This is a genomic window from Aeromicrobium sp. Root236 (genome assembly GCF_001428805.1).
In the GTDB taxonomy this organism is placed as follows: domain Bacteria; phylum Actinomycetota; class Actinomycetes; order Propionibacteriales; family Nocardioidaceae; genus Aeromicrobium.
This window is the reverse complement of sequence record NZ_LMIS01000001.1, coordinates 88,434-112,478: the sequence shown is the minus strand read 5'-3', so window position 1 is coordinate 112,478 and position 24,045 is coordinate 88,434. Positions and strand designations below refer to the sequence as shown.

The window sequence follows — 24,045 nt, the reverse complement described above, 5'->3', positions numbered from 1 at the left end:
CGGTTAGTCTGGAGACGTGACGCTGCAGATCCTGGACGAGTGGTACGGCGACCGTGCGATCGACTACGTCGATGCGTGGGAGCTCCAACGCGAGCTGCACGCCCAGCGCGTCGCCGACGAGATCCCCGACACCGCGATGTTCCTCGAACATCCGCCCGTCTACACCGCGGGGCGCCGGACCGAGCCGCACGAGCGACCGCTCGACGGCACCCCCGTGGTCGACGTCGACCGTGGCGGCAAGATCACGTTCCACGGCCCGGGCCAGCTCGTCGGCTACCCCATCACCAAGCTCCCGTCGCACGTCCTCGTCGTCGACTACGTCCGCCGTGTCGAGGAGGCCATGATCCGTGCGTGCGCCGACCTCGGCGTCACCACCGGGCGCGTCCCGGGCCGTTCCGGCGTGTGGCTCGCCGCCGGGCAGGGCCGCATCGAGCGCAAGGTCGGCGCGATCGGCATCCGGGTGTCCCGCGGCGTCACGATGCACGGGTTCTCGCTCAACGCCGACGTCGATCTCGGCTTCTACGACCGCTTCGTCCCGTGCGGCATCGCCGATGCCGGAGTCACGACCCTCAGCGCCGAGCTGGGTCGCGACGTGACGGTCCGAGAGGCTGCTGCGGCCATCGCCCCGCACCTGCGTGAGCTGCTCGAGTGGCAGCCGTACGAGCCCTCCGCCGACCTCGTCCATGACGAGCATCCCAGCGTGCCGGTCCTCGGCGTGACCGCTGGGGCACGGGCGTAGGCTGGGACAGTGACTATCGCTCCTGAGGGACGCAAGATGCTGCGTCTGGAAGTCCGCAACGCCGAGACCCCCATCGAGAAGAAGCCCGAGTGGATCAAGACCCGGGCCAAGATGGGTCCCCAGTACAACGAGCTCATGAAGCTCGTGAAGGGCGAGGGTCTCCACACGGTCTGTCAGGAAGCCGGATGTCCCAACATCTTCGAGTGCTGGGAGGACCGCGAGGCGACGTTCCTCATCGGCGGCGAGCAGTGCACGCGTCGATGCGACTTCTGCCAGATCGACACCGGCAAGCCCGACCCGATCGACCGTGACGAGCCGCGTCGCGTCGCCGAGTCCGTCCAGCAGATGGAGCTCCGCTACGCCACGATCACCGGTGTCGCCCGCGACGACGTCCCGGATGGTGGCGCGTGGCTCTACGCCGAGACGGTCCGCAAGATCCACGAGCTCAACCCCGGCACCGGCGTCGAGAACCTCATCCCCGACTTCAACGGCATCCCCGAGCTGCTCGAGCAGGTCTTCGACAGCCGCCCCGAGGTGCTGGCGCACAACGTCGAGACCGTGCCGCGCATCTTCAAGCGCATCCGCCCGGCGTTCCGCTACGAGCGCTCGCTCGACGTCATCACGCAGGCCCGCGACTACGGCCTGGTGACCAAGTCCAACCTGATCCTCGGCATGGGCGAGACCCGCGAAGAGGTCTCCCAGGCCCTGGTCGACCTGCACGAGGCGGGCTGCGACCTCATCACGATCACGCAGTACCTCCGCCCGTCGGTGCGTCACCACCCCGTCGAGCGTTGGGTCAAGCCCGAGGAGTTCGTCGAGCTCAAGGCCGAGGCCGACGAGATCGGCTTCGCCGGCGTCATGTCCGGACCCCTCGTACGTTCGTCCTACCGGGCCGGCACCCTCTACAAGCAGGCAATCGAGTCCGGACGCGGCAGCGTCGCACTCCGCAACGCGACGTAGACTGACCCTCATGTCGAATGCCACCCCCGAACCCGCCAAGGGTCGCCTGGGCCAGATGCGCCAGGCGTACACGATCACCAAGCGCAGTGACCGCAACATCGGTCTGATCCTGCTGCTGACCTTCCTGGTGGGTGGCGGTGTCGCAGGGGCGCTCGGCTACTTCGTCTTCGGCACCGGCACGTTCGGGCTGATCATCACGATCGTCTTTGCGATCCTGATCGGCATCCTGTCGGTGCTCATCGTGTTCGGCCGCCGCGCCGAGAAGGCCGCGTACGCGCAGGTCGAGGGCCAGGTCGGCGCCGCCGCCGGTGCCCTGCAGATGCTGCGCCGCGGATACGAGCTCAAGCCCGCCGTCGCGTTCACCAAGAACCAGGACGTCGTGCACCGCGTCGTCGGCCGTCCCGGCATCATCCTGGTCGGCGAGGGCAACCCCACGCGCGTGCGCAACCTGTTGACGGCGGAGAAGAAGAAGCACGCCCGCATCGGTGGCGACGAGGTCCCCGTGCTCGACATCGTCGTCGGCGACGGACCCGGCGAGGTCAAGCTGACCAAGCTCGTCAAGCACGTCCGCAAGCTGCCCAAGAACATCAAGCCGGCGCAGATGACGGCCGTGCTCTACAAGCTCAAGGCGCTCGACGCGATGCGTCCCGCAGCGCCGATGCCGCGTGGCCCCGTGCCGACGAACATGAAGGGCTCCCGCAAGGCGATGCGCGGCTGACCGAGGCCCACCACCGCACATTGAGCCTGTCGAAATGTCCTTTCGACAAGCTCAAGGAGCAGATCTCACATCCGGATGACTCGCGATCCCGCGGCGAGGTCATGGATGCCGCGCTTGTCGTCGGTCATGACGACCGCGGGGATGACGAGACAGATCAGCAGCGACCTGATGAGCGCTCGGGGAATCCCGATGGGCCGCCCGTCGACGTTCTCGACCCTCAGGCCGAGGACCCGCTTGCCGATCGAGTAGCCGAGCAGCCCCGTCAACACCGACATCTCGACGACGAAGAACGCCGTGATGACGAGGTTCTCCTTGATGTCCCTGGGCGGGTAGTGCGTACCGGCGAGGGCTGCAGCGCTGAGCGAGGCGACGATCCAGTCGATCAGGAGGGCACCGAGGCGTCGCAGGAGCGAGGGAGGTTGCACGCGGTGAGCCTACAGACGCTGTGATGGCGCCTGTCACGGGCACTTGTAACATTCCTGAAACAATCCAGTGACTACCGGGAAACTGCCCGAGCCTAGCGTCAACGGTACGGTGCAGCGACGCACTCACCTGTCATCGACAACACAGGCCGCCCAGCGGCCGAGGAGGCCCCATGTTCGGCAATGCCGACGAGTTGTTCAAGTTCATCAAGGACGAAGGTGTCGAGTACCTGGACGTCCGTTTCACCGACTTGCCCGGCATCCAGCAGCAGGTCACGCTGCCGGCTTCGACGTTCGACGCCGACATGGTCGCCAACGGCGTCGCGTTCGACGGTTCGTCGATCCGCGGCTTCCAGACCATCGACCAGTCCGACATGGTGCTCTTCCCGGACATCAAGACGGCGTACGTCGACCCGTTCAAGGCTCGCAAGACCATCGCGATGGACTTCTTCGTCCACGACCCGATCACCGGTGAGGCGTACTCGCGCGATCCGCGCAACATCGCCCGCAAGGCCGAGGCCTACCTCGCGACGACCGGCATCGGCGACACCGCCTACTTCGCGCCCGAGGCCGAGTTCTACATCTTCGACCGGGTCAACTACGGCACCAGCGCCAACAAGTCGTTCTACGAGATCACCTCGGCCGAGGCCGCCTGGTCCACGGGCGACTCGATCGACGACAACCGTGGCTACAAGGTCCGCTACAAGGGCGGCTACTTCCCCGTCGCGCCGACCGACAAGACGGCCGACCTGCGCAACGACATGATGACCAACCTCACCAACGCCGGGCTCATCCTCGAGCGCGGTCACCACGAGGTCGGCACGTCGGGTCAGGCGGAGATCAACTACCGCTTCGACACGCTGCTCAAGGCCGCCGACGACGTCATGAAGTTCAAGTACATCGTCCGCAACACCGCCTGGGCCAACGACAAGACCGTCACGTTCATGCCGAAGCCGATCTTCGGTGACAACGGCTCGGGCATGCACGTGCACCAGTCGATCTGGAACGACGGCAGCCCGCTGTTCTACGACGAGGCCGGCTACGGCGGACTGTCCGACCTGGCGCGTCACTACATCGGCGGCATCCTGAAGCACGCGCCGTCGCTGCTCGCGTTCACCAACCCGTCGGTCAACTCCTACCACCGTTTGGTGCCGGGCTTCGAGGCTCCGATCGCGCTGGTCTACTCGGCCCGCAACCGCTCGGCCTGTGTCCGCATCCCGATCACGGGCTCCAACCCCAAGGCCAAGCGCATCGAGTTCCGCTGCCCCGACCCGTCGGCCAACCCGTACCTCGCCTTCTCGGCGCTGCTGCTGGCCGGACTCGACGGCATCAAGAACAAGATCGAGCCGCCGGCCCCGATCGACAAGAACATCTACGAGCTGCCGCCCGAGGAGTACGAAGCCATCGACATGGTGCCGACCTCCCTCAACGCGGTGCTCGACTCGCTCGAGGCCGACCACGAGTTCCTCACCGCTGGTGACGTGTTCACGCCCGACCTGATCGAGACGTGGATCGACTACAAGCGCAACGAGGAGATCCTCCCCGTGCAGCTGCGCCCGCACCCGCACGAGTTCGAGCTCTACTACGACATCTGACCGGTGGACTCAGCTGGGCAGGCGATCGACGCGAGGCGGCCCCTCCGTCGCGAGACCCTCACCTGGCTGAAGGGCCGGTCACGATGACGTGAGCAGAACGCCCCCGACCACTCAAGGTCGGGGGCGTTCTGCCGTCCACGACTCTGCTGCCGCCATGGGCCGGAATCCCAGCCGCGGCGCCTGAGCTGGCTTACATTTGATCTCTGACCTTCAACGGGGCTGGTCTCCCAAGCTGAGAGCGGGAGACGATGAGCAAGCCGAGCACGAGTGCACTCGTGAAGCTGCTCATCGCCGGCCTTGCCATGGTGCTGCTCGTCCCGGCCGCACCAGCCGTCCCGGCGGAGGCGCAAGCCGTTCCGGCTCCCAAGGTCCTGTTCATCGGCGACTCGATGACATCGCTCTACAACAACAAGGTCGGCGACTACCACCGCGGCTGGTGGTCCTACGTGGCGGCGGCCAAGGGCTGGACCCCCATGAAGGACGCGGAGTACGGGTCGGGCTACCTGCGGCGCGGCCTGTCCTGCACCGGCACCCGGTTCGAGCACCGCCTGCCGACCGTCACCGAGCGCAAGCCCGACGTGATCGTCGTGGCGGGTGGCCGCAACGACGGCAAGAAGTGCGTTAAGGGCAAGCTCGTCGCCGCCACGACGTCCGAGCTGACCCAGGTGGTCAACACCTACTTCACCGGGCTCGCCGCCACGGCCAAGGCGCTCGGCGTCGACAAGGTCTACGTCGTGTCGCCGTGGGCCGGGGACTTCGCCACCGGCTACAAGGTCAGGGCGGTCATCCGCGACGCTGCTCGCGCGTACGGGTTCACGTGGATCACCACGCCCTTCATGCCACGCAACTACACCACCGACGGTCTCCACCAGAACGCCAGCGGCAACCGATGGCTCCGCGACCAGGTTCTGGCAGGCATGTCCTAGCGCTCCTGTGTGACGCCGTCGCCGGTCGACACCGACGAGCTACCGCTCGTCCAGGAACCAGCGCACGCCGGCGCGGATCGAGTCCTCGATCGGGGTCGGTTCCCAGCCGAGCTCGCGTGTTGCCTTGCCGTGGTCCAGCGGGGTCTGGATGTGCATCAGCCGGACGCTGGTCGACGTCACCACCGTGTCCTTGCGCAGCAACCGGGACGTCGCGCCACCGATGACCCCGATGACCCGCATCAGCGGCAGCGGGATGCCGACCCTGGGCGGTCTCGCCCCACCCTCGGCGGCCGCGATGCCGAACAGGTCCCGGATGGGCAGGTAGCGCTCCGAGATGATGTAGCGCTCACCGGGCCGGCCGTGCTCCTCGGCGAGCAGGAACGCGCGAGCGGCATCTTCGATGCCGACGACCTCCATCGACACACCCTTGACGTACGCGGGGACCTTGCCCCGCGCGGCAGCCCGGACCAGCTTCCCGTGCGGCGTCGGGCCGTGGTCTCGCGGCCCGTACGTCGTCGCCACGTTGAGGACGATCGCCGGAAGACCGTGCTCGCGGTGGTGCTGCAGGACGAGCTCCTCGGCCTGGATGCGCGAGTCGATGTAGGCGCCGCCGAGGTGTCGCCAGTTGTGCGGCATCGTCTCGTCAGCCAGGCCGGACTCCGCGACCGCGATCGTCACGACGCTGCTGCAGAAGACGAATCGCGGCACCCCGACCTCGACGGCCACCTCCAGCACGCTGCGCAACGCCTCGACGTTGGTGGCGTAGAGCGGCGTCGGGTCGCGGAGCCAGGCCCGCGCGTCGACGATGCAGTAGAAGACCGTGTCGACACCCTTCATCGCCGTGCGGAGCGCGTCGAGGTCGTCGAGGTCACCGTGGTGCCGTTCGACGTCGAGGCCGTCGAACCCGACGGTCGAGCTGGACTCCCGGATCCACACCCTGACCTGGTCACCGCGTTCGACGAGCTGACGGGTCACGTGCGAGCCGACGAACCCGCTTGCGCCCATGACGAGCTTGACTCCACCCACCGGGTCACTCCTTCTGCAGACTCCGACGATTCTGGCCCATGGAAGGCGTGGCGGCGGCCGAACGGGGCGAACGCGCCGGCTGGGTCAGCGAGGAGCGTACGCTCCGGCGTCGATGTCCTCGATGAGCGTCGGGCCCGAGGGCGTCCAGCCGAGGAGCTCACGCGTCGCAGCGCTGGTGGCACGCCCATCCATCGCGAAGAAGGTGCCGATCCAGCCGAAGTGGTCGACGACGTCCTCGGTCGCGATCGAGGCGACAGGCAGGTCGAACGCGCGCCCGATCGCCTCGGCGATCTCACGTGTCGTCACGCCCGTCTCGGCGATCGCGTGCAGGCGAGCGCCTGCCGGGGCCTTCTCGAGGGCCAGCGCGACGAGCTTCGCGGCGTCGGACCTGTGGACCGCGGACCAGCTGTTGGTGCCGTCGCCCGGAAAGCCGGAGACCCCTCTCTCGCGGGCGATTCCCGAGATCGTCGCGATGAATCCGTGATCCGCCACGCCGTGCACCGTGGGTGGGAAGCGCAGGCTCACGCTGTGGACGTCACGCTCGACGAGCTCCAGGGCCAGGTTCTCGCTGCCACCGCGCGGCGAGTCAGGACCGTGCGACGGTGACACGTCGTCCTCGGTGCCCGGCCTGCCCTGGGCGAGCCCCGCAACACCTGCGGCCAGCAGGAACCGGCGACCCGACCCGGCCAGCGTGTCGCCGATGGTCTGGACGGCGGCCCGTTCGGCCGCGTTCGAGACGGCAGGGTTGTCGAAGTCGTGCTTGTTGGCGAGATGTACGACCGCGTCGGCGGCGGCCGCACCGTCGCGGATGCTGTCCAGGTCGTCGAGATCTCCTCGCCGCACGTCGACTCCCTTCGCCGCGAGCGCAGCTGCGGAGGCGTCGGAACGGGCCAGGCCGCTGACCTCGTGACCAGCGGCGAGCAGCTCATCGACGGTGGCCGAACCGATCCAGCCTGAGGCTCCAGTGACGAATACGCGCATGATGTTCTCCTTGTCCGGTGACTGATGTCAGTCACAGACATGACGCTACCACCTGTACGTCAGTCACTGTCATCACTACACTCGCCACATGGTGCGATGGGAACCGGGGACGCCGGAACGGCTGCAGCAGGCAGCGCTCGAGCTCTTCGCCACGCGCGGCTACGAACAGACGACCGCCACCGAGATCGCACAGTCCGTCGGGCTGACGGAGCGAACGTTCTTCCGTCACTTCACCGACAAGCGTGAAGTGCTCTTCTTGGGGCAGGACGTGTTCAACCAAGCGTTCCTGGACGGCGTGGAGGCGGCGCCCGCCCAGGCCGCCCCCATCGAGATCGTGGCGAGCGCACTGGAGTCAGCCGCAGCACTGTTCCCCGACGAGCGGCGCGACCACTCCCGCACGCGGCAGCTCGTCATCGAGCAGAACCCGGCGCTGCGGGAACGCGAGGCGCACAAGCTGAGGAGCCTCGCCGCGACGATCGCCGACGCCCTGCGCGCTCGTGGCATCGACGATCCCGCAGCGACGCTGGCCGCCGAGTCCGGCGTCACCGTGTTCGGCATCGCCTTCACGCAGTGGCTTCGCCAGGACGAGCAACGCTCGTTCGGCACCATCACCACGGACCTGCTGCGCGAGCTCCAGACCGTGGCCCGCGGGACCGGGGCCTGACGCACCCACGACTCGAACATATGTTCTATGGTGTGCCACATGGGGTTCGTCGACCGGTCCGAGAGCGAGTTCCCGGAAGGCCGCGACCCCGTCAAGCAGCCGGCCCGCCATGTGTGGGTCAAGCCGTCGGCGCAGTACGCCATGACGCCGTGGGCCGGTCTGCTCATCGAGTGGCGGCGTACGTCCTCGGGTGAGTGGCTCGCGCTCGTCGCGGTGGTCACCGGCGGCGTCGGCAACAGCCTGACAGTGCAGTGGCACAAGGCGGAGCAGCTCGTACCGGCCAAGGGGTATGAGGCCCCGAAGCGCTAGGCCTGCGCGTCGGCTCCCCCGGACTCGCGGTGGCGCAACGTCGTCAGGGCCGCCGCCCAGGCTGGGTCCGACCAGTAGCGACCGTGACCGCGGAGCGCGTTGATCGGCGCCTCGACGATCGGATCGACGCCGGGCGGCAGCTCGACGGGCCGCCGGGTCGGGTCGGTCAGGCGCCAGTCGTCACCGCAGCGCCAGACCGCGAACGCTGCCGTGATGTCGTCGACCTGGTCGATCGCCGGGATGCTGCCGTCGATCGGCTCGAGCCGACCTGCAGGGACCTCGAAGTGCGACTCCCGCGGCGGCGTCACGTGGATGTCGTGGTTCCAGGACAGCACGGGACCTGCCAGCGGATCCGTGTCACGCCAGAGGTTGATCCACGCGTCGCCGAGCAGGCCGCGCGTCGACACGATCGCGGTGTGGTTGACGTACGCCGGGAACGCCCTCGGGAAGATGACTCGCAGCTGCGAGCCGAACGTGAGCAGGCCGATCCTCGAGAGCTCCTCGTCGCTGAGCAGGTTGAGGGCGGCGAAGGACACCAGGCTCCCCTGGCTGTGCCCGCAGACGATGACGGAGCGACCCGGCGCATCCTCCGGCGCGGTGGCGACGTGGTAGCGGATCCGCTCCGTCAGGTCGACCACTGCACGTTGGGAGTACGGCTCGGGCGCGAACGGGTGGACGGCGTGCGGCCAGAACGCGACGACGTCCCACACGATGTTGATGCCGCGCCTGGTCTGCTCGTCGCCGAGGGCCTGGCGTCCCTTCGCGATCAGGAGGGCGATCAGCCCGAGCAAGGTCCACGCACCCACCTGGGCCAGCACCGGAGCCCACGACTCGACCCGGTTCGGCAGCTCATTGACCTCGTCGGACGCCACGCTCAGCACCCTGAGGTCCTCCGGCGGGCGGGCGACGTGCTTGAGCGCTGCGAGCTCCGACCAGCCGAGGAACAGCGCGAGCACGGCACCTACGAGCACCACGGACCAGATGATCAGCTGGATCTGGTTCTTGAGCCGCGCCCGCCAGACCGCACTGCTGAGGGCGTGCCGCCAGCCGGCGGCCCTCGGCGCCGGATAGGGCTCGGCATCCTCGCGCCGGCCTTCGAACACCCGACCACTGGGATAACCGACGTCGACGTGCGCCAGCAGCCGGCGCCGACTCGCGATCCGGCTCACCAGGAGGCAGATGGCTGCCGCCAGGGCGACCACGATGATGCCAAGACCCCAGGCGTACGCGACCCGGTCGATCAGGGGCGTCGAACCCAGGGCGGTCTTCTTGCTGTCTCCCCCGGCCTTGACCTCCCGCTGGCCCAGTGCGGTCGACACCCCGGTCACCAACGCCGCGGAGAAGCCCACCCCGAGGATGACGGCCAGGTTGGCGACGGCGATCGAGGTCAGGCCCCAGCTGTAGGGCCGGAACGCCCAGGCGTCCTCGTCGGGACGCGCGCGCCACCTCCGGGCGCGCAGGGCCAGGCCGACGGCGAACAGTCCGGCGACCAGGGCTGCGACGGCGGCGAGCATGACGAGCCACCGTCCGATCACGTCGAACTCGACGACGCGACTGAGGAACTGCGGGATGCGGAACCGGTCGAGCCCGTCCAACGCGCGCTCCCGTGGCAGCCCCCGCAGCTGGAGCGCTCGAGCCGCGAGGCCCACCGACAGCATCGACAGCAGGAGGAGCACCAGGGACAGCCGGGAGATCCAGCGGTGCCACGTCAGCGCCCATCCGCGGCTCGCCCCTCCGTGCAAGGTCGTCGCTCCGCGCTCGGGGTCCCCGAGGCTGACGGTCGCGGCGATCGCGATGCCGAGCAGGACGAGGATCACCACGCCGAGGCCGGGCCTCCCCTCCGAGGCGTCGACGCTCCACAGCTGCCGCGCGCTGAAGCGTTGGGCCATCAGCGCGATCGTGAACAGCCCGATCGCGACGTGCAAGGCGCGGAACGCCGACGTGTCCGAGTCGCCGCGATAGAACTCCGGCCGGGCGAACGGCGTGCGACGCTGCACGTGCTCGACCTTTGCAGCAGGCCGAGACGGCGCGTCGACGGGTTGCAGCGCCGGATCGGGACCAGGGCGGGCCGGTGGTCCGTCGATCAGTGGCCCGGGTCGAAGGGACGACCCGAGCGGCAGGATCATCAAGGCGGCAAGCACGGCAGCGGCCGCCGGCACGAGGTTCTCGAACCCGTCAGGGATCGCCGACAGGTGCCGGTACGCCCACCGTGTGCCGATGATGTCGATCAGCACCATGCCGATCGCGAACGCGAACGTGACCGTCAGGAACACCGCCTGCAACCGCAGCCCCGCCATCGCGCCGATCCGCAGCCGCCGGGCCAGCGGGTCGACCTTGCCCTGGTCGTCCTCGACCGGCGGCAGCATGAACGCCGCTGCGTTGATCAGCCCGAACGGGATCAGCGCGAGCCACAGCGCCTTGCGCCACGAGCCCGACGTGTAGTTGCCCCAGTGGAATCCCTCGACGACGTGACCGTCAGCAGCCCTGATCTCGCGGCCGTCGTCGTCGACCGCGCGGAAGAAGCGCGACTTGTCGTCGCCGTCGACCTGCAGGACGTGCGGCTTGGCAAGCATCGCCTCAGGAGGTGTGCCGCTGACGCCGTGCACCCTGAGCTCCACCCAGTCCGCATGCGTGGCCATCTCGGGCTCCTCACTGTCGCGGGTGCTCTTCATCATGGCCCAGGAACCGCCACGTTCGCAGGCCCTGTGCGTGACGCCGGCTGAGATGGGTACGGACATCGCGACCGAGAGGAGCCCAGCATGACCACACCACACCCCGAGCAGCCCGCCGAGGGACCCGACGACCCGGCCGGCAGCGAGCCGGCAGAGGACCAGCCGTCCGAAGGCGGCAACTCGATCGACAACGACCCCGCCGAGGCCTGACGGGTCAGGTCAGCCACGCTGACAGAATGGCCGTATGACGGTCAGCACCGCACACGAGCTCATCGATCGCTGGATCATCACCTGGGCGCACGCGCGCGGGCTCGAGACCTCGATCGTCGACGGCTGGCCGCTCGTCCACGTGCGCTCGCGGACCCGCGAGACCGAGCTGATCTGCATCGATCCCGGTCTCGACGCGTTCGCCTCGCTCTTCCGCCACGTCGACGGCGACCCTCGGGCGATGCTCACCGTGATCGCCGACGACGCCAGCCCGTACGCCGAGCTGGCCCTGCCGCCGGGCGTACGCGTCGACCGCGACGACGAGACGCTCATGGCGACGACCTCCAGCCCGATCGAGGTACCGGCGCTCGACGCCCGGTTCACCCCGCGCTGGGACATCGAGGACCACCGCGCCCGCTACGTCGTCGAGGCGGGCGACCGCGTCGCGGCCGAGGGCACCGTCGGCATCCTCGGCGAGGACGCCACGTTCGACGCGGTCGAGACCACGCCGGCCTTCCAGCGGCGTGGGCTCGGCCGCCACGTCATGGCCACCCTCACCGCGTACGCACTGGAGCAGGGTGCCACTCGCGGCGTCCTGGCCGCCTCGGCCCGGGGCCGGCTCCTCTACGAGTCGCTCGGCTGGGAGGCAGCGGCCGACATGTTCTCGTTGATGGGCGCCGCGGAGTCGGACTAGACCCCGGCCACCGGCTGAGCGGCCGGGATCTCGCGGTCGAGGTCGACGCCGTGCGTCGAAGCCCATGCCGTGAACGCCGCGCTCGTCGGCTCGGACGCCGCTTCGAACGCAGGTCCCCATGGGTCGACGCTCTGCCCCGCGCCGGTCCGGAGCGTGGCGAGGCCGCCGTTCCAGGTGAGCGCGAATGCCGCAGCGCCTTCACGCACCAAGCTGTCGGCCGCTGCGTCCGCCAGCAGTCGAGCGACGATCTCGCGCTCCTCCTCGACCTCGGCGCCCTCCAGCAGCCCCGGGCTCCCTGGCCTGCCCAGCCGCTCGACGGCGGTACGCAGCGTCGGCGGCGCACCGACGCGTCGTGCCTGCGTGGCCAGAGCCTCCGCGGCCCGGCCCACCCGCGTGGTGAACGCGTCGGTGACCAGCACCTCCCACGCCGTCGGTCGCAGGTTGCTCCCGGCGAAGATGTCCGCCTCGAGCTTCCCGAACGCCGCGGCCGGATCGTCGAGCAGGGACGTGCCGGGGGTGCCGTCGTCGACGACCCCGTCGTCCGCCAACGCCTCGATCTTCGCGATCCGCTGGCTGGTCGGTGGGTGGCTGTCGTAGACCGAGGACGGCTGCTCAGGATGCTCGTCGCGGATCTTGACCAGCTGCTCGCGGGTCTCCGGGTCGTCGAGCATCGAGGCGAATCCTTGGAAGATCTCCGCGGGCCGCCGCCCGGAGTCCTGACCGAGCGCGGCGTACGAGTCGACGAAGTGGTCCCACGCGGCGTCGAGCGGCAGCAGCTTGCTCAACGACGAGGCAGCGGCTCCACGGCCGGCCAGGCGGGCGCTGAACTCGTCCGCCTCGAGCTCCTGACGGCGACTGACTGAGTGCGAGACGGCGTAGTACAGGCGGGCATACAGGCCGAGGAGCCGCCCGACGATCGAGTCGGGACCGAGCTCGCCGAGCACGCGGGCGATCGCCTCCTTGCCGCGATAGGTGACGGGTCCCAACGCCGTGTGCTTGCCGGAGTAGTGACCGAGCTCGTGAGCGAGCACCGAACGGAGCTCCTGGCGGGACAGGCCCAGCACGAGGGGCACACCGATGTACATCCGACGGGTGCCCGAGATCAGACCGAGGAACTTCGCATCCTCCGACACCGCGGCGTTGACCTGCGGCACCAGGCGGATCTCGTCGGGCGAGCGGGTGCCGACCGCGCCGGCGAGCTCGCGTACTTCGGACCACAACCCGGGCTGGTCCCGGTCCGACACCAGCACACCCGCCGGTCCGCTCGTGTCCTTGGTGCGGCTGAACAGCCCCTTGAAGATGCCGAACGCCACGATGACGACGACGAACCCGATCTTGGCCAAGGCGAATCCCGACAGGCCGACCCGCGCGGCTTCCACGACCAGGAAGATCAGTCCCGCGGCGACGCCGATGGCGACGACATAGAACCCGATCAGCAGGGCCACCGCCAGCGCTGCGCGCACCGTGTACTTCATCGATCCCACCCGTCTCGCCCGTCGCAGTCTGCGCGGAGTGGAAGGATCCTATGCGAGCCGAAGCCCTCTCGTTCGCGGTTTCACGACAGTCGTGCAAGCCTGTCTGACTCAGACCACCGCGCTGCGGCGACAGACCTCGTCCCACGGCGTCGGCTCCATGCCGAAGTGCTCGCGAGCGGCGCTGTCGTCGAGCACGTACGGCTCGGTCCACTGGTAGGACAGCTCACGCAGCTCACGGAGCAGCGGCACGACCTTCGCCAGCCCAGCGAACACGGCGTTGGGCACGACGCTGACCTTGACGGCCGGCTTGCCGACGCTGGTGAGCACGTCGGTGATCGCCTGCTCCTGCGTACGCGGCGGGTTGCTGGGCACGTGCCACGTACGGCCGTGCGCCGACTCGTCCTCGGCAGCGGCGATGAGGAGCCGTGCGGTGTCGAGCACGTCGGTGAACGTGTGAGGGACGTCCTTGGCGTTGAAGACCCAGGCACGCCTGCCCTTGAGCGCCCCGGGCACCTGCCGCGTGACGTGGCCGTTGCCGCCGACGCCCGTGCCCATGTAGTCCGAACCGCGGACCTCGACGGTGCGGATCCGGCCGGCATCGTGCAGCGCCTTGGCCTCGGCCCACATCGAGGCACGCAGCCGGCCCTTGTGGTCGGTGGCCGCGTCCGGCAGGTCCTCCGTCATCGGCTGGCCCACCGGCCCGTACGGATAGAGGTTGCCGGTGATCGCATACACCGCGCCGGACCGCTCGGCAGCGACGAGGAACGCCGCAGCGAGCGGCGGCCAGAACTTCTGCCACGTGGTGTAGTCCGCGGGGTTCGCGCAGTTGTAGAGCACGGAGACACCCTCCGCGGCAGCACTCAGGGCGTCGGCGTCCGAGGCGTCCAGCTTCAGGTGCGTCACGCCGTCGATGCCGGTGTCCGTGCCCGAGCGGGTGGCGACCGTGACGTCTGCACCGCGGTCCGCGAGCAGCTGGGCGACGTGACGGCCGACGGGTCCGGCTCCGACGACGAGGTGACGATCAGACATGGTGGTCCTTCCGATGATGGAGAGCACCGCTCTCGGTTGCGAGCATGGCAGACCCCGGACCCGAATGCAAGAGCAGTGCTCTCATTTGTTGCACATGCTCTCGCAATGCCGCACAGTAGGTGCATGGTAGTTGCCAGAACCGCCCGAGAACGGGCCCGCGCCGAGATCACCGCCGAGATCCTGGCCGCCGCCCGCGCCCAGCTCGGCGAGGTGGGCCCCAGCCAGCTGTCCCTGCGAGCCGTCGCCCGCGAGGTCGGCATGGTCTCGTCAGCGGTCTACCGCTACTACGCCAGCCGCGACGAGCTGCTGACCGCGCTGATCATCGCGGCGTACGACGAGCTCGGCGCTGCGGCCGAAGCCGCCGACGAGGCGGTCGAGGACCGCACGGACCACTTGGGGCGGTGGATGGCGACCTGCCGAGCGACCCGCGAGTGGGCCGTCAGCCACCCGCACGACTACGCCCTGATCTACGGCTCCCCCGTGCCGGGCTACGCCGCACCCCAGGACACCGTCGTACCGGCGACCCGGGTGATCGTACGACTCGTCGAGATCATCGTCGCCGCACACGCGTCGGGGTCCGCCGCGCAAGGGACCCGGCCACCCGCCGAGGCCGCCGATCCGTCGGACGTGGTCGCCGATGCGATGGCGTTCATCGCCGAGCGGAGCGACGTCGACCTCGAGGCGCTCCCTGAGCTGGTGATGCGCACGCTCATGGTGTGGTCCGCGATCTTCGGGACGCTGTCGTTCGAGATCTTCGGACACCTCAAGGGATCGGTGAGCGACTACGAGGGCTACTACGAGCAGACGACGCTCCGGCTCGCCGGTGACCTCGGCCTCGCCGAGTGAGCAATCCCTCACTGCTCTGATGGCCGCCAGAGGCGGTTCGCACGCGACAATGTTGGGATACGTCTGCTGTCGTGCCGAAGGAAGTCAATGCCCCGGATCACCCGTCGTACGTTCGTCGCCGCCCCCGCCCCGCACGTGTGGCAGCTGGCCGGCAACTTCGCCGAATGGCACCCCACGCTCCGCATCTACGCCAACGGGCCCGAGGCACCGGCCGACGTCGTCGTGACGATCGTGTCGCGGGACGACGAGGCGATGACGCTGTCGTACCACATCCCCGATCCGCCGTTCCCGATCGCGAACCACCGCGCGACGATCCTCGTCGAGGACGCCGGCCACTCCTGCTCGTACGTCACGTGGGAGGCCGACTTCACGGCCGAGCCCGAGGTGCTGCAGGAGCTCGAGGACTCGATCGGCGACGACGTCTTCGCCAAGGCTCTCGACAACCTCGCGACGTACGCGCAGGACGAGTACGGCAACCAGCAGGTCAACCGCGCCAGCTGATCCAGCTGGGTGCTCAACTGCGCCAGTCGCGGAAGCCGACGACGATCAGGCGCATCTGCCGGCGGGCGCCCTCCTTGATCTGCTCCTCGAGGTCGGGCCGCCCGTCAGGCATCTCCACGACCTCCTCGGCGTTGGACACCATGTTGCGGACGAACAGGCGCGAGACCATCTGCACGTCCTCGGTCGACCAGTTCTCGATGTTGGGCAGCCGCGCCAGCACCACCGCGAGCTCGCTGACGAACAGGTCGAGCTCGTGGCGGATCGCCGTGCGTACGACCTCGGGCCCGCCGACCCGCTCGCGGGCGACGAACGCGAAGTGCGCCTTGCTCTGCTTGACCGCCTCGACCAACACGTCTGCGGCGGCGTCGATGATGTTGTCGAACACGTGCGGATCGCGCTGCGCGTCGCGGATCATGCGCCGCAACGTCGAGAACGACTGCTCGACAAGGGCGAGGCCCAGCTGGTCCATCGACTCGAAGTGGCGGTAGAAGGCCGTCGGCACGACGCCCGCGTGGCGTGACACCTGGCGGAGGCTGACCTGCGCAAAGCCCTTCTCGTGGCTCAGCTCCAGCGCCGAGGCGAGGATGGCCTGGCGGGTGCGCTCCTTCTGGGCCTGACGCGAGGCGGATGGTGCTGGCTCGGTCATCCTCACAGCCTAGTCACCCCTTTCGGTGCACACTTGTATCACTCGTGTTCGAGGTCACTCGGCGCGCCGGTTGCGCGTGGGCCTCGGGTCGTGCACACTTTGAGTGTACGCATGTTCACTGATTTCGAGGAGGTTACAGATGGGCATCATCCGCAAGGCGCTCACCTCGCGCCCGGTCGCCTCTCTGACCTCCCCCCACACGATCGACCACTACCTCGACCAGATCCACCCGATGCTCGCAGCGGAGAACGTGCGCGCCCGGGTCGTCGAGGTCGTCCAGGAGACCGGTGACGCCAGCACGGTCATCCTCCGCCCCAACGGCGCCTGGAAGGGCTTCACCCCCGGCCAGCACGTCCAGTTCGGCGTCGAGGTCGACGGCACGCGCCGCGTCCGCTGCTTCTCCGTGTCGAGCTCGCGGGCGGCCAAGAAGGGCACGTTCAGCGTCTCGGTCAAGGCCCACCCCGACGGCTACGTCTCGCAGTTCCTGCACAAGGAGCTCAAGCCGCGCACGATCGTCTACCTGTCCCAGGCCGAGGGCGAGTTCGTCCTCCCCCGCCAGGTGCCCGACAACCTGCTGCTGGTCAGCGGCGGGTCCGGCATCACGCCGGTCATGTCGATGATCCGCACCTTGCGCGACACCGGCCACCAGGGCCGTGTCACGTTCCTGCACTACGCCCGTTCGCGCGACGACGAGATGTTCACCGCCGACCTCGACGCGCTCGCCGAGGCGGCCAACGTGACGGTCATGCGCATCTACACGCGCCAGCCGGCACCCGGAGCCGAGCTCAAGGGCCGCTTCCACGTCGACCACCTCAAGCACCTCGGCATCGACCCGACCGAGACCCTCACGTACGTCTGCGGCCCGGCCGGCCTGATCGCCACCGTCCGCGACACCTACACCGAGCTCGGCGCCGCAGACCAGCTCCAGCTCGAGTACTTCAAGGTGCCGTCCGTCGACCTCGACGCGGCTGACGCCACCGGGACCCTGACGTTCGACGACGCCAAGATCGAGGCCGACAACTCTGGCGCCACGATCCTCGAACAGGCCGAGGCCGCGGGACTCAAGCCCGAGTTCGGCTGCCGCATGGGCGTCTGCAACACCTGCGTCGTCAAGAAGAACCACGGTGCGGTGCGCCACGTGATCAGCAACGAGATCAGCGCCAACACCGACGAGACCATCAAGATCTGTGTGCACGTCCCCGTCGGCGACGTCAACGTCGCACTCTAGGAGAGGGAGAACCACCATGGCCAAGACCAAGAACGCGCCCATCAAGCCCCACAGCGCGCGCAACCACAACGCCGCTCCCCTGTCGCTGGTCGACACCACCAGCGACAAGAAGGCCACGATCGGCCTCGAGTACATGACGTACGAGCAGCTCGAGGAGTTCGGCGAGGAGCTCAACGCCGTGCGCCAGCGCGTGCTCGACGACCTCGGCCAGAAGGACGCCGACTACATCCGGCGCGTCATCAAGGCGCAGAAGGCCAGCGAGGTGCTGGGCCGCATCGGCATCTTCATGCCGTTCTTCCCGCCCGTCTTCATCGCCGGCATCCTGTTCCTCGGCCTGGCCAAGATCCTCGACAACATGGAGATCGGCCACAACGTCATGCACGGCCAGTACGACTGGATGAACGACCCGATGGTCGACGCCAGCCGCTACGAGTGGGACAACATCGCCCCCGCCAAGGACTGGAAGCACGGCCACAACTACATCCACCACACCTACACCAACATCCACGGCATGGACCGGGACATCGGCTACAACATGTTCCGCATCGACGAGGACCAGCCGTGGTACGCCAGCCACCGCTTCAACCTGCCGCTCGCGTTCATCCTGATGCTCGTGTTCGAGTGGGGCATCATGTACCACGGCGTCGAGCTCGACCAGTACCTCCAGGGCAAGATCACCAAGGAGGACTTCCAGGGTCGCAAGAAGCGCGCGCTCAAGAAGATCCGCAAGCAGGTCTTCAAGGACTACGTCGCGTGGCCCGCCCTCGGCCTGGCCCTCGTGCCGTTCGTCGGCTGGTGGGCGCCGGTCGCCATCCTGGTCGCCAACATCGTCGCCAACGTGATCCGCAACGTGTGGTCCTTCATCATCATCTTCTGCGGCCACTTCCCGGCCGAAGTGCAGACCTTCGCCGAGGAGGACGCGCAGAACGAGACCCGCGGCCAGTGGTACCTGCGCCAGCTGCTCGGCTCGGCCAACATCACCGGGCACAAGCCGTTCCACGTGCTGACCGGCAACCTGAGCTACCAGGTAGAGCACCACCTGTTCCCCGACATCCCGGCCCGTCGCTACCCCGAGGTCGCCGAGGACGTGAAGCGCCTGGTCGAGAAGTACGGCCTGCAGTACAACACGGGCCGGTTGTCCAAGCAGGTCGCCAGCGTCATCCGGCAGCTCGCCAAGCTCGGCCACAAGCCCGACGACCCGTACAAGATCGGCAACAGCCCCGAGTCCAAGGCGCTGCGCCGGGCCAAGCGGGAGGCGGAAGCCGCCCGTCGCGAAGAAGCGGCACGTGCGCCACAATTGACCTCGTAGTCGACTGCGACCGAGAGGTACACCCGATGGCACTGAGCCGACGTGAGATCGCCAAGGACGTCCTCCAGCAGTCGACCGAGGCGGCGATCGCCAGTGCCGGGCACGTCGTGGCGATCCTCTTCGAGTCGGCGCGCAAGATCACGACGGAGATCGGCGCGTTCGGCACCGAGATCTTCGAGATCACCGAGGCCAGCAAGCGGGCCGGTCAGGACGGCGACGGCACCAATCCGGCTGCCGAGTAGCAACGAATCACTGGCATGAGCATCTCTGCCGACCGGCCACCAGCCCATTCCTTCGGTGTCTCACGCGCACCACGCACTCCGTTCAAGGCACGCGCCGCCAAGGCGATCCTCAGGCCCACCGTCAACCGGGTGCCCGTACGCCTGAGGTTCGCCGACGGCCGTGCCTGGGGCGCCGGCGGTCCGGACGCCCCGGAGATGCGGGTCGTACGCCCCAAGGCGTTCTTCGCCCGGCTCGGGGCGGACACCAAGATCGGGTTCGGCGAGGCCTACATGGCCGGTGACTGGACGACCGGCAACGGGACCGACCTGGCTGACCTGCTGGAGCCGTTCGCCGCGCGGATGGCGACGATCGTCCCGGTCCCGCTGCAGAAGTTCCGCGTGTTCGTCGACAAGCGGCTGCCGCACCACCAGCGCAACTCGGTCAAGGGTTCGCGCCAGAACATCGAGGCGCACTACGACCTGTCCAACGACCTGTTCGCGCAGTTCCTCGACCCGTCGATGACGTACTCGTCAGCCTGGTTCGAGTCGGCTGACCAGGACCTCGAGGCCGCCCAGCTGCGCAAGATCGACGCGATCCTCGACGACGCGCATGTCACGGCCGGCACCCGGGTGCTGGAGATCGGCAGTGGCTGGGGTGCCCTCGCGATCCGCGCGGCGCAGCGCGGCGCTGCGGTCACGACCATCACGCTGTCGTCGGAGCAGGCCGCCCTGGCGCAGGAGCGGTTCGCCGAGGCCGGCGTCGAGGTCGACCTGCAGCTCGTCGACTATCGCGAGGTCACCGGCGAGTACGACGCCATCGTCAGCGTCGAGATGATCGAGGCCGTCGGCGAGGAGTACTGGCCGACCTACTTCGCCACGATCGACAAGCTGCTCGCACCCGGAGGACACGTCGCGATCCAGGCGATCACGATGGCGCACCACCGCTACCTCGCGACCCGCAACTCGTACGGATGGATCCAGAAGTACATCTTCCCCGGTGGGCTGATCCCGTCGCTCGAGGCGATCGACCAGTCGCTCGACGCGCACACCTCGCTGGCGGTGACGCATCGCCGTTCGCTCGGTCAGGACTACGCCCGCACGCTGCACCAGTGGCGCGACACGTTCAACGCCAACTGGGACGCCATCAGGACGCAAGGGTTCGACGAGACGTTCCGGCGTATGTGGGAGTTCTACCTCGCCTATTGCGAGGCGGGCTTCCGCACCGGCTACCTCGACGTCTTCCAGCTCTCCATCGCCCGGCCCGCGGAGGGCTGACCGGTGGCCAGCATCGGCCGCCTGCCCAAAGCGTTGCAGGAGGTCTACGAGTGGCAGTACGACGCGGCCTGCGTGGGCGTCGACGAGTCCGTCTTCTTCTCCCCCGACGCTGAGCGCGGCCCGAGTCGCCGGGCTCGCGAGGCGGCCGCCAAGGCGCTGTGCGCCGTGTGCCCGGTCGTCCGGGAGTGCCTCGAGCACGCGCTCGCGGTGCGCGAGCCCTACGGCGTCTGGGGTGGCCTGAGCATCAACGAGCGCATGCACCTGCTGCAGGACCGCAAGACCGCCTAGCGTTCTGGCGCACGTTGTCGGCCGTCGCTGGCATGCTGAGGTCATGGCCAGGAACGAGCTGCAGGAAGCCGCACACGCCCGCCTCGAGGAGCTGTCGGCTGAGCACCAGAAGCTGCCCGGCGTCGACTGGGGACGCATGTTCGGGTCGACCGGGCTGCGCGTACGCGGCAAGGTCTTCGCCGTCGCCGCCCATGCCGGCGGGTTGCTGATCAAGGTGCCCGAGGCGCACGCCGACGCGCTCGCCGAGTCCGGCGTCGCCGAGCACATGGTCATGGGTGGCGTGCCGCGACGTGAGTGGGTGCTCGTGCCGGACGACGCCGACGACGCGACGTGGGCCGAACAGCTCGCCGCCGCCTACGCCTACGTCGACTCGATCACGCCCTGAGCCTCACTCGTAGAAGATGCGCTCGACGACCTTGCGCGCCTGACGGGTGGTGCGGAGGTACTCGTCGACCATGCGCTCGCTCTGCTCCATGCCGTAGCCCAGCAGGTGCGCGACACCGGCGCGCTCGCTGGCCTGCTCGACCATCGACTCGGCGGGCTTGCCGCGCATCAGCACCACGGCGTTGCGGATGCGGCTGACGAGGCGCCAGGAGGCCTCGAGCGCCTGCGCGTCGTCGTGGCTGACGAGGTCGGCCTTGAGCGCAGCGTGGAGGGCGTCGAGGGTGCGGGTCGTACGCATCTCCGGCACGGCGTGCGCGTGCTGCATCTGAAGCAGCTGCACGGTCCACTCGATGTCGGCGAGCCCACCGCGCCCCAGCTTGAGGTGGGTGTTGGGGTTGGCGCCGCGCGGCAGGCGCTCGGAGTCGACGCGAGCCTTGATGCGTCGGACCTCGCGGATCTCGGCCGGCGTCGCACCGCCTTCGGGCCACCGCAGCGGGTCGATCAACGCCGTGAACCTCTCGTTGAGACCGGGGTCGCCGACGTCGGCGCTGGCCCGCAGCAGTGCCTGCGCCTCCCACACCGCCGACCACTTCTCGTAGTACGCCTTGTAGGCGGCGAACGTACGCACGAGTGGACCGTTCTTGCCCTCGGGCCGCAGGTCGGCGTCGACGTCGAGCGGCGGGTCGTCGCCCGGGGCGGCGAGCATCTTGCGCAGTCCCTGCGCGACCGCCATCGCCGCCTCGGCGGCCTCGGTCTCGTCGGCGCCCTCGACCGGGTCGTGCACGAACATCACGTCGGCGTCCGAGCCGTAGCCGGCCTCGCCACCCCCGAGGCGGCCCATGAGCACGATCGACAGCCGGGTCGGCATCGTGCCACGCTCCGCCTCCACCGCCGCGGTGGCGGCCTTGAGCGCGCCGTCGAGCGTCGCCGTCGAGACGTCGGTCAGGGCCTCGCCGACCTCGAGGATGTCGAGGCGGCCGAGCACGTCGGCGATGCCGATGCGCGAGAGCTCGCGGCGACGCACGCGGCGCACGGCGCGGATCGCGTCCTGCGGGTTCTTGTGCCGGCTCGTCGCGAGCTCGACCTCCGTGCGCAGGCGGTCGCGCTCGAGCGGCTTCAGCTCGGCGTCGTCGCCCAGGAGCGCGACGGAGTCCGGGGCCCGCAGGATGAGGTCGGTGACGTAGCGGCTCGACGACAGCACGTGGGCGAGCTGTTCGGCGCCCTCGCCCTCGTCGCGGAGCTTGCGGAGATACCAGTGCGTCTCGCCGAGGCCCTCGGAGATCTTGCGGAACGCCAGGAGGCCGCCGTCGGGGTCCGGCGACTCGGCGAACCACGCGAGCATCGCCGGGAGCAGCGACTTCTGGATCGCCGCACGCCGCGACACCCCTGATGTCAGCGCCTGGATGTGCGCCAGCGCGCCCTTGGGGTCGGCGAAGCCCAGCGCGGTGAGCCGCTGCTCGGCCGCCAACGGGGTGAGCCGCATACCGTCGGTCGGCAACGAGGCGACCGCCTCGAGCAACGGTTGGTAGAAGAGCTTCTCGTGCAGCCGGCGGACGATGCGCCGGTGCGCCTGCCACTCGCGGGTGAGGTTCTCGGCGGGATTCTGCCGGAATCCCATGCTGCGGCCGATACGCCTCAGGTCCTCGGCATCGTCGGGCACGATGTGGCTGCGCCGCAGCTTGAACAGCTGGATGCGGTGCTCCAGCGTGCGGAGGAACTCGTACGCCTCCTCCATCGCGGCGCCGTCGCGACGGCCGACGTAGCCACCCTCGATCAGTGCCTTGAGGGCGTGGAGGGTCGTCGAGCTGCGCAGGGACACGTCGGCACGACCGTGCACGAGCTGCAGCAGCTGCACCGCGAACTCGACGTCACGCAATCCGCCGGCACCGAGCTTGAGCTGACGCTCGCGGTGGTTGGGCGGGATGTTCTCGATGACGCGACGACGCATCGCGCGTACGTCGGCCACGAAGTTCTCGCGCGTGCTCGCCATCCAGATCATCGGCGAGAGCGCGTCGAGGTAGCCCTGCGCCAGCTCCTCGTCACCGGCGGCGTACCGGGCCTTGAGCAGCGCCTGGAACTCCCACGTCGTGGCCCACCGCTCGTAGTAGGCGATGTGGCTCGACAGCGAGCGCACGAGCGGGCCCGAGCTGCCCTCGGGCCGGAGGTTGGCGTCGACCTCCCAGATCGTGCCCTCGCTGGTGTGCTCGTGGCACAGCTTCATCACGGCGGCGGCGAGGCGGGTCGCCGCCGCGATGGCGGCACCGTCGTCGGCGCCCTCGGCGGGCTCGTGGATGAAGATCACGTCGACGTCGCTGACGTAGTTGAGCTCGCGACCGCCGGTCTTGCCCATCGCCATGATCGTCAGCCGGCAGAGGTCGGCGCTCTCGTCGGCCGCCTTGGCGATCTTGAGGGCCGCGCCGAGCGTCGCCACGGCCAGGTCGGCGAGCTCGGCCGACGACTGCTCGAACGAGGTCAGGGCCGTCAGGTCTCGCGCCGCGATGTGCAGGAGCTTGCGGTAGTAGGCGACGCGCAGCTCGTCGGCGGTCGTGGCCTCCTCCATCTGCCGCCGCCGCACGTCGAGGCCGATCGGTGTGGTCGACAGCTCTGCCGTGCTGAGGTCGAGCAGGTGCTCGGGATGACGCACGAGGAAGTCGCCGAGGGCCTGGCTCGTGCCCAGGACGACCAGCAGTCGCTGGCGCAGATCGGCGTCACCGGCCAGCAGGTCGAGCAGCTTGCGTGCCCCGAACCGCTCGCCGATCGACGTGAGCGAGGCGAGTGCCGTGTCGGGGCTCGCCACGCCGGCGATCTGGTCGACCAGGATGTCCGGTACGTCGCCCAGCCTCGTCAGGTCGGCGACCGCTCCGTCACCGTTGCGGAACCCCTTGCGGGCAAGTGCGAGGGCGAGCTCACGCGCGTCAGTTGCCACTCGA

General features: G+C 68.9%; 25 protein-coding genes. 17 read left to right on the top strand and 8 right to left on the bottom strand.

The features are described from left to right. The first annotated feature begins 16 nt into the window (after positions 1-16). Genes lipB through ASE12_RS00610 form a run of 3 tightly spaced genes read left to right on the top strand, consistent with a single transcriptional unit; the run spans position 17 to position 2,417 of the window. The gene (lipB, locus tag ASE12_RS00620) at positions 17-739 is read left to right on the top strand and encodes a lipoyl(octanoyl) transferase LipB (RefSeq protein ID WP_200954938.1); all 723 of its coding nucleotides are present in this window, start codon (positions 17-19) and stop codon (positions 737-739) included. A gap of 36 nt (positions 740-775) precedes the next feature. Beyond that, positions 776-1,699 carry a lipoyl synthase gene (lipA, locus tag ASE12_RS00615; RefSeq protein ID WP_200935550.1) on the top strand — a complete coding sequence of 308 codons (924 nt, stop codon included), beginning with the start codon at positions 776-778 and terminating at the stop codon, positions 1,697-1,699. A gap of 10 nt (positions 1,700-1,709) precedes the next feature. Next, positions 1,710-2,417: a DUF4191 domain-containing protein gene (locus ASE12_RS00610; RefSeq protein ID WP_056395559.1), complete on the top strand. Its 708-nt coding sequence runs from the start codon at positions 1,710-1,712 to the stop codon at positions 2,415-2,417. Positions 2,418-2,482: 65 nt separating this feature from the next. Here ASE12_RS00610 and ASE12_RS00605 read toward each other — a convergent pair whose 3' ends face one another. Continuing rightward, on the bottom strand, positions 2,483-2,842 hold the full coding sequence (locus ASE12_RS00605; protein WP_056395556.1) for an RDD family protein: 360 nt from the start codon (positions 2,840-2,842) through the stop codon (positions 2,483-2,485). Positions 2,843-3,012: 170 nt separating this feature from the next. Between ASE12_RS00605 and glnA the strand changes: the two genes are divergently transcribed. Both glnA and ASE12_RS00595 read left to right on the top strand, forming a co-directional pair. Continuing rightward, positions 3,013-4,434 carry a type I glutamate--ammonia ligase gene (glnA, locus tag ASE12_RS00600; RefSeq protein WP_056395553.1) on the top strand — a complete coding sequence of 474 codons (1,422 nt, stop codon included), beginning with the start codon at positions 3,013-3,015 and terminating at the stop codon, positions 4,432-4,434. A gap of 248 nt (positions 4,435-4,682) precedes the next feature. After that, positions 4,683-5,360: an SGNH/GDSL hydrolase family protein gene (locus tag ASE12_RS00595; protein WP_056395550.1), complete on the top strand. Its 678-nt coding sequence runs from the start codon at positions 4,683-4,685 to the stop codon at positions 5,358-5,360. A gap of 39 nt (positions 5,361-5,399) precedes the next feature. Here ASE12_RS00595 and ASE12_RS00590 read toward each other — a convergent pair whose 3' ends face one another. Next, entirely contained in the window at positions 5,400-6,386 is a 987-nt protein-coding gene (locus ASE12_RS00590; RefSeq protein WP_200954937.1) for an NAD-dependent epimerase/dehydratase family protein, read from the bottom strand. 84 nt (positions 6,387-6,470) lie between these two features. Beyond that, positions 6,471-7,367, bottom strand: a complete 897-nt coding sequence (locus ASE12_RS00585; protein WP_056395547.1) for an SDR family oxidoreductase — start codon at positions 7,365-7,367, stop codon at positions 6,471-6,473. Between the two features lie 88 nt (positions 7,368-7,455). On the opposite strand from ASE12_RS00585, the gene ASE12_RS00580 reads away from it, so the two are divergent. Together ASE12_RS00580 and ASE12_RS00575 are read left to right on the top strand one after the other, a co-directional pair. Beyond that, on the top strand, positions 7,456-8,031 hold the full coding sequence (locus tag ASE12_RS00580) for a TetR/AcrR family transcriptional regulator (RefSeq protein WP_056395544.1): 576 nt from the start codon (positions 7,456-7,458) through the stop codon (positions 8,029-8,031). A gap of 39 nt (positions 8,032-8,070) precedes the next feature. After that, a complete protein-coding gene (locus tag ASE12_RS00575; RefSeq protein ID WP_056395541.1) occupies positions 8,071-8,340 on the top strand; it encodes a hypothetical protein in 270 nt (89 codons plus the stop codon). Here the strand turns inward: ASE12_RS00575 and ASE12_RS00570 are convergent. Next, positions 8,337-10,979 carry a hypothetical protein gene (locus ASE12_RS00570; protein WP_157412762.1) on the bottom strand — a complete coding sequence of 881 codons (2,643 nt, stop codon included), beginning with the start codon at positions 10,977-10,979 and terminating at the stop codon, positions 8,337-8,339. The two genes, ASE12_RS00575 and ASE12_RS00570, sit on opposite strands and share 4 nt — an antisense overlap. A gap of 120 nt (positions 10,980-11,099) precedes the next feature. On the opposite strand from ASE12_RS00570, the gene ASE12_RS20635 reads away from it, so the two are divergent. Next, complete coding sequence (locus ASE12_RS20635; protein ID WP_255355456.1) at positions 11,100-11,222, top strand: hypothetical protein; 123 nt, start codon at positions 11,100-11,102, stop codon at positions 11,220-11,222. Between the two features lie 34 nt (positions 11,223-11,256). Beyond that, positions 11,257-11,913 (top strand): GNAT family N-acetyltransferase, encoded by a 657-nt coding sequence (locus tag ASE12_RS00565; protein WP_056395537.1) that lies wholly within the window; start codon positions 11,257-11,259, stop codon positions 11,911-11,913. Here the strand turns inward: ASE12_RS00565 and ASE12_RS00560 are convergent. Both ASE12_RS00560 and ASE12_RS00555 read right to left on the bottom strand, forming a co-directional pair. Next, positions 11,910-13,388, bottom strand: a complete 1,479-nt coding sequence (locus tag ASE12_RS00560) for a M48 family metallopeptidase (protein WP_056395532.1) — start codon at positions 13,386-13,388, stop codon at positions 11,910-11,912. The genes ASE12_RS00565 and ASE12_RS00560 overlap by 4 nt on opposite strands. A gap of 108 nt (positions 13,389-13,496) precedes the next feature. Further along, complete coding sequence (locus ASE12_RS00555; RefSeq protein WP_056395531.1) at positions 13,497-14,417, bottom strand: NAD-dependent epimerase/dehydratase family protein; 921 nt, start codon at positions 14,415-14,417, stop codon at positions 13,497-13,499. A gap of 123 nt (positions 14,418-14,540) precedes the next feature. Here ASE12_RS00555 and ASE12_RS00550 point away from each other — a divergent pair, with 123 nt between their 5' ends. Together ASE12_RS00550 and ASE12_RS00545 are read left to right on the top strand one after the other, a co-directional pair. Then, positions 14,541-15,263 carry a TetR/AcrR family transcriptional regulator gene (locus ASE12_RS00550; RefSeq protein ID WP_056395529.1) on the top strand — a complete coding sequence of 241 codons (723 nt, stop codon included), beginning with the start codon at positions 14,541-14,543 and terminating at the stop codon, positions 15,261-15,263. An 87-nt stretch (positions 15,264-15,350) separates the two neighbouring features. Then, positions 15,351-15,764: an SRPBCC family protein gene (locus tag ASE12_RS00545; protein WP_056395527.1), complete on the top strand. Its 414-nt coding sequence runs from the start codon at positions 15,351-15,353 to the stop codon at positions 15,762-15,764. A 13-nt stretch (positions 15,765-15,777) separates the two neighbouring features. Here the strand turns inward: ASE12_RS00545 and ASE12_RS00540 are convergent, their stop codons facing one another. Continuing rightward, the gene (locus ASE12_RS00540; protein ID WP_056395526.1) at positions 15,778-16,410 is read right to left on the bottom strand and encodes a TetR family transcriptional regulator; all 633 of its coding nucleotides are present in this window, start codon (positions 16,408-16,410) and stop codon (positions 15,778-15,780) included. 139 nt (positions 16,411-16,549) lie between these two features. On the opposite strand from ASE12_RS00540, the gene ASE12_RS00535 reads away from it, so the two are divergent. Genes ASE12_RS00535 through ASE12_RS00510 form a run of 6 tightly spaced genes read left to right on the top strand, consistent with a single transcriptional unit; the run spans position 16,550 to position 21,116 of the window. After that, positions 16,550-17,638 (top strand): ferredoxin reductase, encoded by a 1,089-nt coding sequence (locus tag ASE12_RS00535; RefSeq protein ID WP_056395524.1) that lies wholly within the window; start codon positions 16,550-16,552, stop codon positions 17,636-17,638. Positions 17,639-17,654: 16 nt separating this feature from the next. Beyond that, complete coding sequence (locus ASE12_RS00530) at positions 17,655-18,947, top strand: fatty acid desaturase (protein ID WP_056395522.1); 1,293 nt, start codon at positions 17,655-17,657, stop codon at positions 18,945-18,947. Between the two features lie 26 nt (positions 18,948-18,973). After that, on the top strand, positions 18,974-19,189 hold the full coding sequence (locus ASE12_RS00525) for a hypothetical protein (protein WP_056395519.1): 216 nt from the start codon (positions 18,974-18,976) through the stop codon (positions 19,187-19,189). 15 nt (positions 19,190-19,204) lie between these two features. Then, positions 19,205-20,443 (top strand): cyclopropane-fatty-acyl-phospholipid synthase family protein, encoded by a 1,239-nt coding sequence (locus tag ASE12_RS00520; protein WP_056395518.1) that lies wholly within the window; start codon positions 19,205-19,207, stop codon positions 20,441-20,443. A 3-nt stretch (positions 20,444-20,446) separates the two neighbouring features. Then, the gene (locus ASE12_RS00515; protein WP_056395517.1) at positions 20,447-20,731 is read left to right on the top strand and encodes a WhiB family transcriptional regulator; all 285 of its coding nucleotides are present in this window, start codon (positions 20,447-20,449) and stop codon (positions 20,729-20,731) included. 43 nt (positions 20,732-20,774) lie between these two features. Next, complete coding sequence (locus ASE12_RS00510; RefSeq protein ID WP_056395516.1) at positions 20,775-21,116, top strand: TfoX/Sxy family protein; 342 nt, start codon at positions 20,775-20,777, stop codon at positions 21,114-21,116. A gap of 3 nt (positions 21,117-21,119) precedes the next feature. Here ASE12_RS00510 and ASE12_RS00505 read toward each other — a convergent pair whose 3' ends face one another. Continuing rightward, a complete protein-coding gene (locus tag ASE12_RS00505; protein WP_056395515.1) occupies positions 21,120-24,041 on the bottom strand; it encodes a bifunctional [glutamine synthetase] adenylyltransferase/[glutamine synthetase]-adenylyl-L-tyrosine phosphorylase in 2,922 nt (973 codons plus the stop codon). Positions 24,042-24,045: the final 4 nt, after the last annotated feature.

Excerpts from the sequence above, each read along its gene's own strand:
- lipA (WP_200935550.1), top strand. The coding sequence starts at position 776 with ATGCTGCGTCTGGAAGTCCGCAACGCCGAGACCCCCATCGAGAAGAAG.
- ASE12_RS00610 (WP_056395559.1), top strand. The coding sequence starts at position 1,710 with ATGTCGAATGCCACCCCCGAACCCGCCAAGGGTCGCCTGGGCCAGATG.
- glnA (WP_056395553.1), top strand. The coding sequence starts at position 3,013 with ATGTTCGGCAATGCCGACGAGTTGTTCAAGTTCATCAAGGACGAAGGT.
- ASE12_RS00595 (WP_056395550.1), top strand. The coding sequence starts at position 4,683 with ATGAGCAAGCCGAGCACGAGTGCACTCGTGAAGCTGCTCATCGCCGGC.
- ASE12_RS00585 (WP_056395547.1), bottom strand. The coding sequence starts at position 7,367 with ATGCGCGTATTCGTCACTGGAGCCTCAGGCTGGATCGGTTCGGCCACC.
- ASE12_RS00580 (WP_056395544.1), top strand. The coding sequence starts at position 7,456 with ATGGTGCGATGGGAACCGGGGACGCCGGAACGGCTGCAGCAGGCAGCG.
- ASE12_RS00575 (WP_056395541.1), top strand. The coding sequence starts at position 8,071 with ATGGGGTTCGTCGACCGGTCCGAGAGCGAGTTCCCGGAAGGCCGCGAC.
- ASE12_RS00570 (WP_157412762.1), bottom strand. The coding sequence starts at position 10,979 with ATGGCCACGCATGCGGACTGGGTGGAGCTCAGGGTGCACGGCGTCAGC.
- ASE12_RS20635 (WP_255355456.1), top strand. The coding sequence starts at position 11,100 with ATGACCACACCACACCCCGAGCAGCCCGCCGAGGGACCCGACGACCCG.
- ASE12_RS00565 (WP_056395537.1), top strand. The coding sequence starts at position 11,257 with ATGACGGTCAGCACCGCACACGAGCTCATCGATCGCTGGATCATCACC.
- ASE12_RS00560 (WP_056395532.1), bottom strand. The coding sequence starts at position 13,388 with ATGAAGTACACGGTGCGCGCAGCGCTGGCGGTGGCCCTGCTGATCGGG.
- ASE12_RS00555 (WP_056395531.1), bottom strand. The coding sequence starts at position 14,417 with ATGTCTGATCGTCACCTCGTCGTCGGAGCCGGACCCGTCGGCCGTCAC.
- ASE12_RS00550 (WP_056395529.1), top strand. The coding sequence starts at position 14,541 with ATGGTAGTTGCCAGAACCGCCCGAGAACGGGCCCGCGCCGAGATCACC.
- ASE12_RS00545 (WP_056395527.1), top strand. The coding sequence starts at position 15,351 with ATGCCCCGGATCACCCGTCGTACGTTCGTCGCCGCCCCCGCCCCGCAC.
- ASE12_RS00540 (WP_056395526.1), bottom strand. The coding sequence starts at position 16,410 with ATGACCGAGCCAGCACCATCCGCCTCGCGTCAGGCCCAGAAGGAGCGC.
- ASE12_RS00535 (WP_056395524.1), top strand. The coding sequence starts at position 16,550 with ATGGGCATCATCCGCAAGGCGCTCACCTCGCGCCCGGTCGCCTCTCTG.
- ASE12_RS00530 (WP_056395522.1), top strand. The coding sequence starts at position 17,655 with ATGGCCAAGACCAAGAACGCGCCCATCAAGCCCCACAGCGCGCGCAAC.
- ASE12_RS00525 (WP_056395519.1), top strand. The coding sequence starts at position 18,974 with ATGGCACTGAGCCGACGTGAGATCGCCAAGGACGTCCTCCAGCAGTCG.
- ASE12_RS00520 (WP_056395518.1), top strand. The coding sequence starts at position 19,205 with ATGAGCATCTCTGCCGACCGGCCACCAGCCCATTCCTTCGGTGTCTCA.
- ASE12_RS00510 (WP_056395516.1), top strand. The coding sequence starts at position 20,775 with ATGGCCAGGAACGAGCTGCAGGAAGCCGCACACGCCCGCCTCGAGGAG.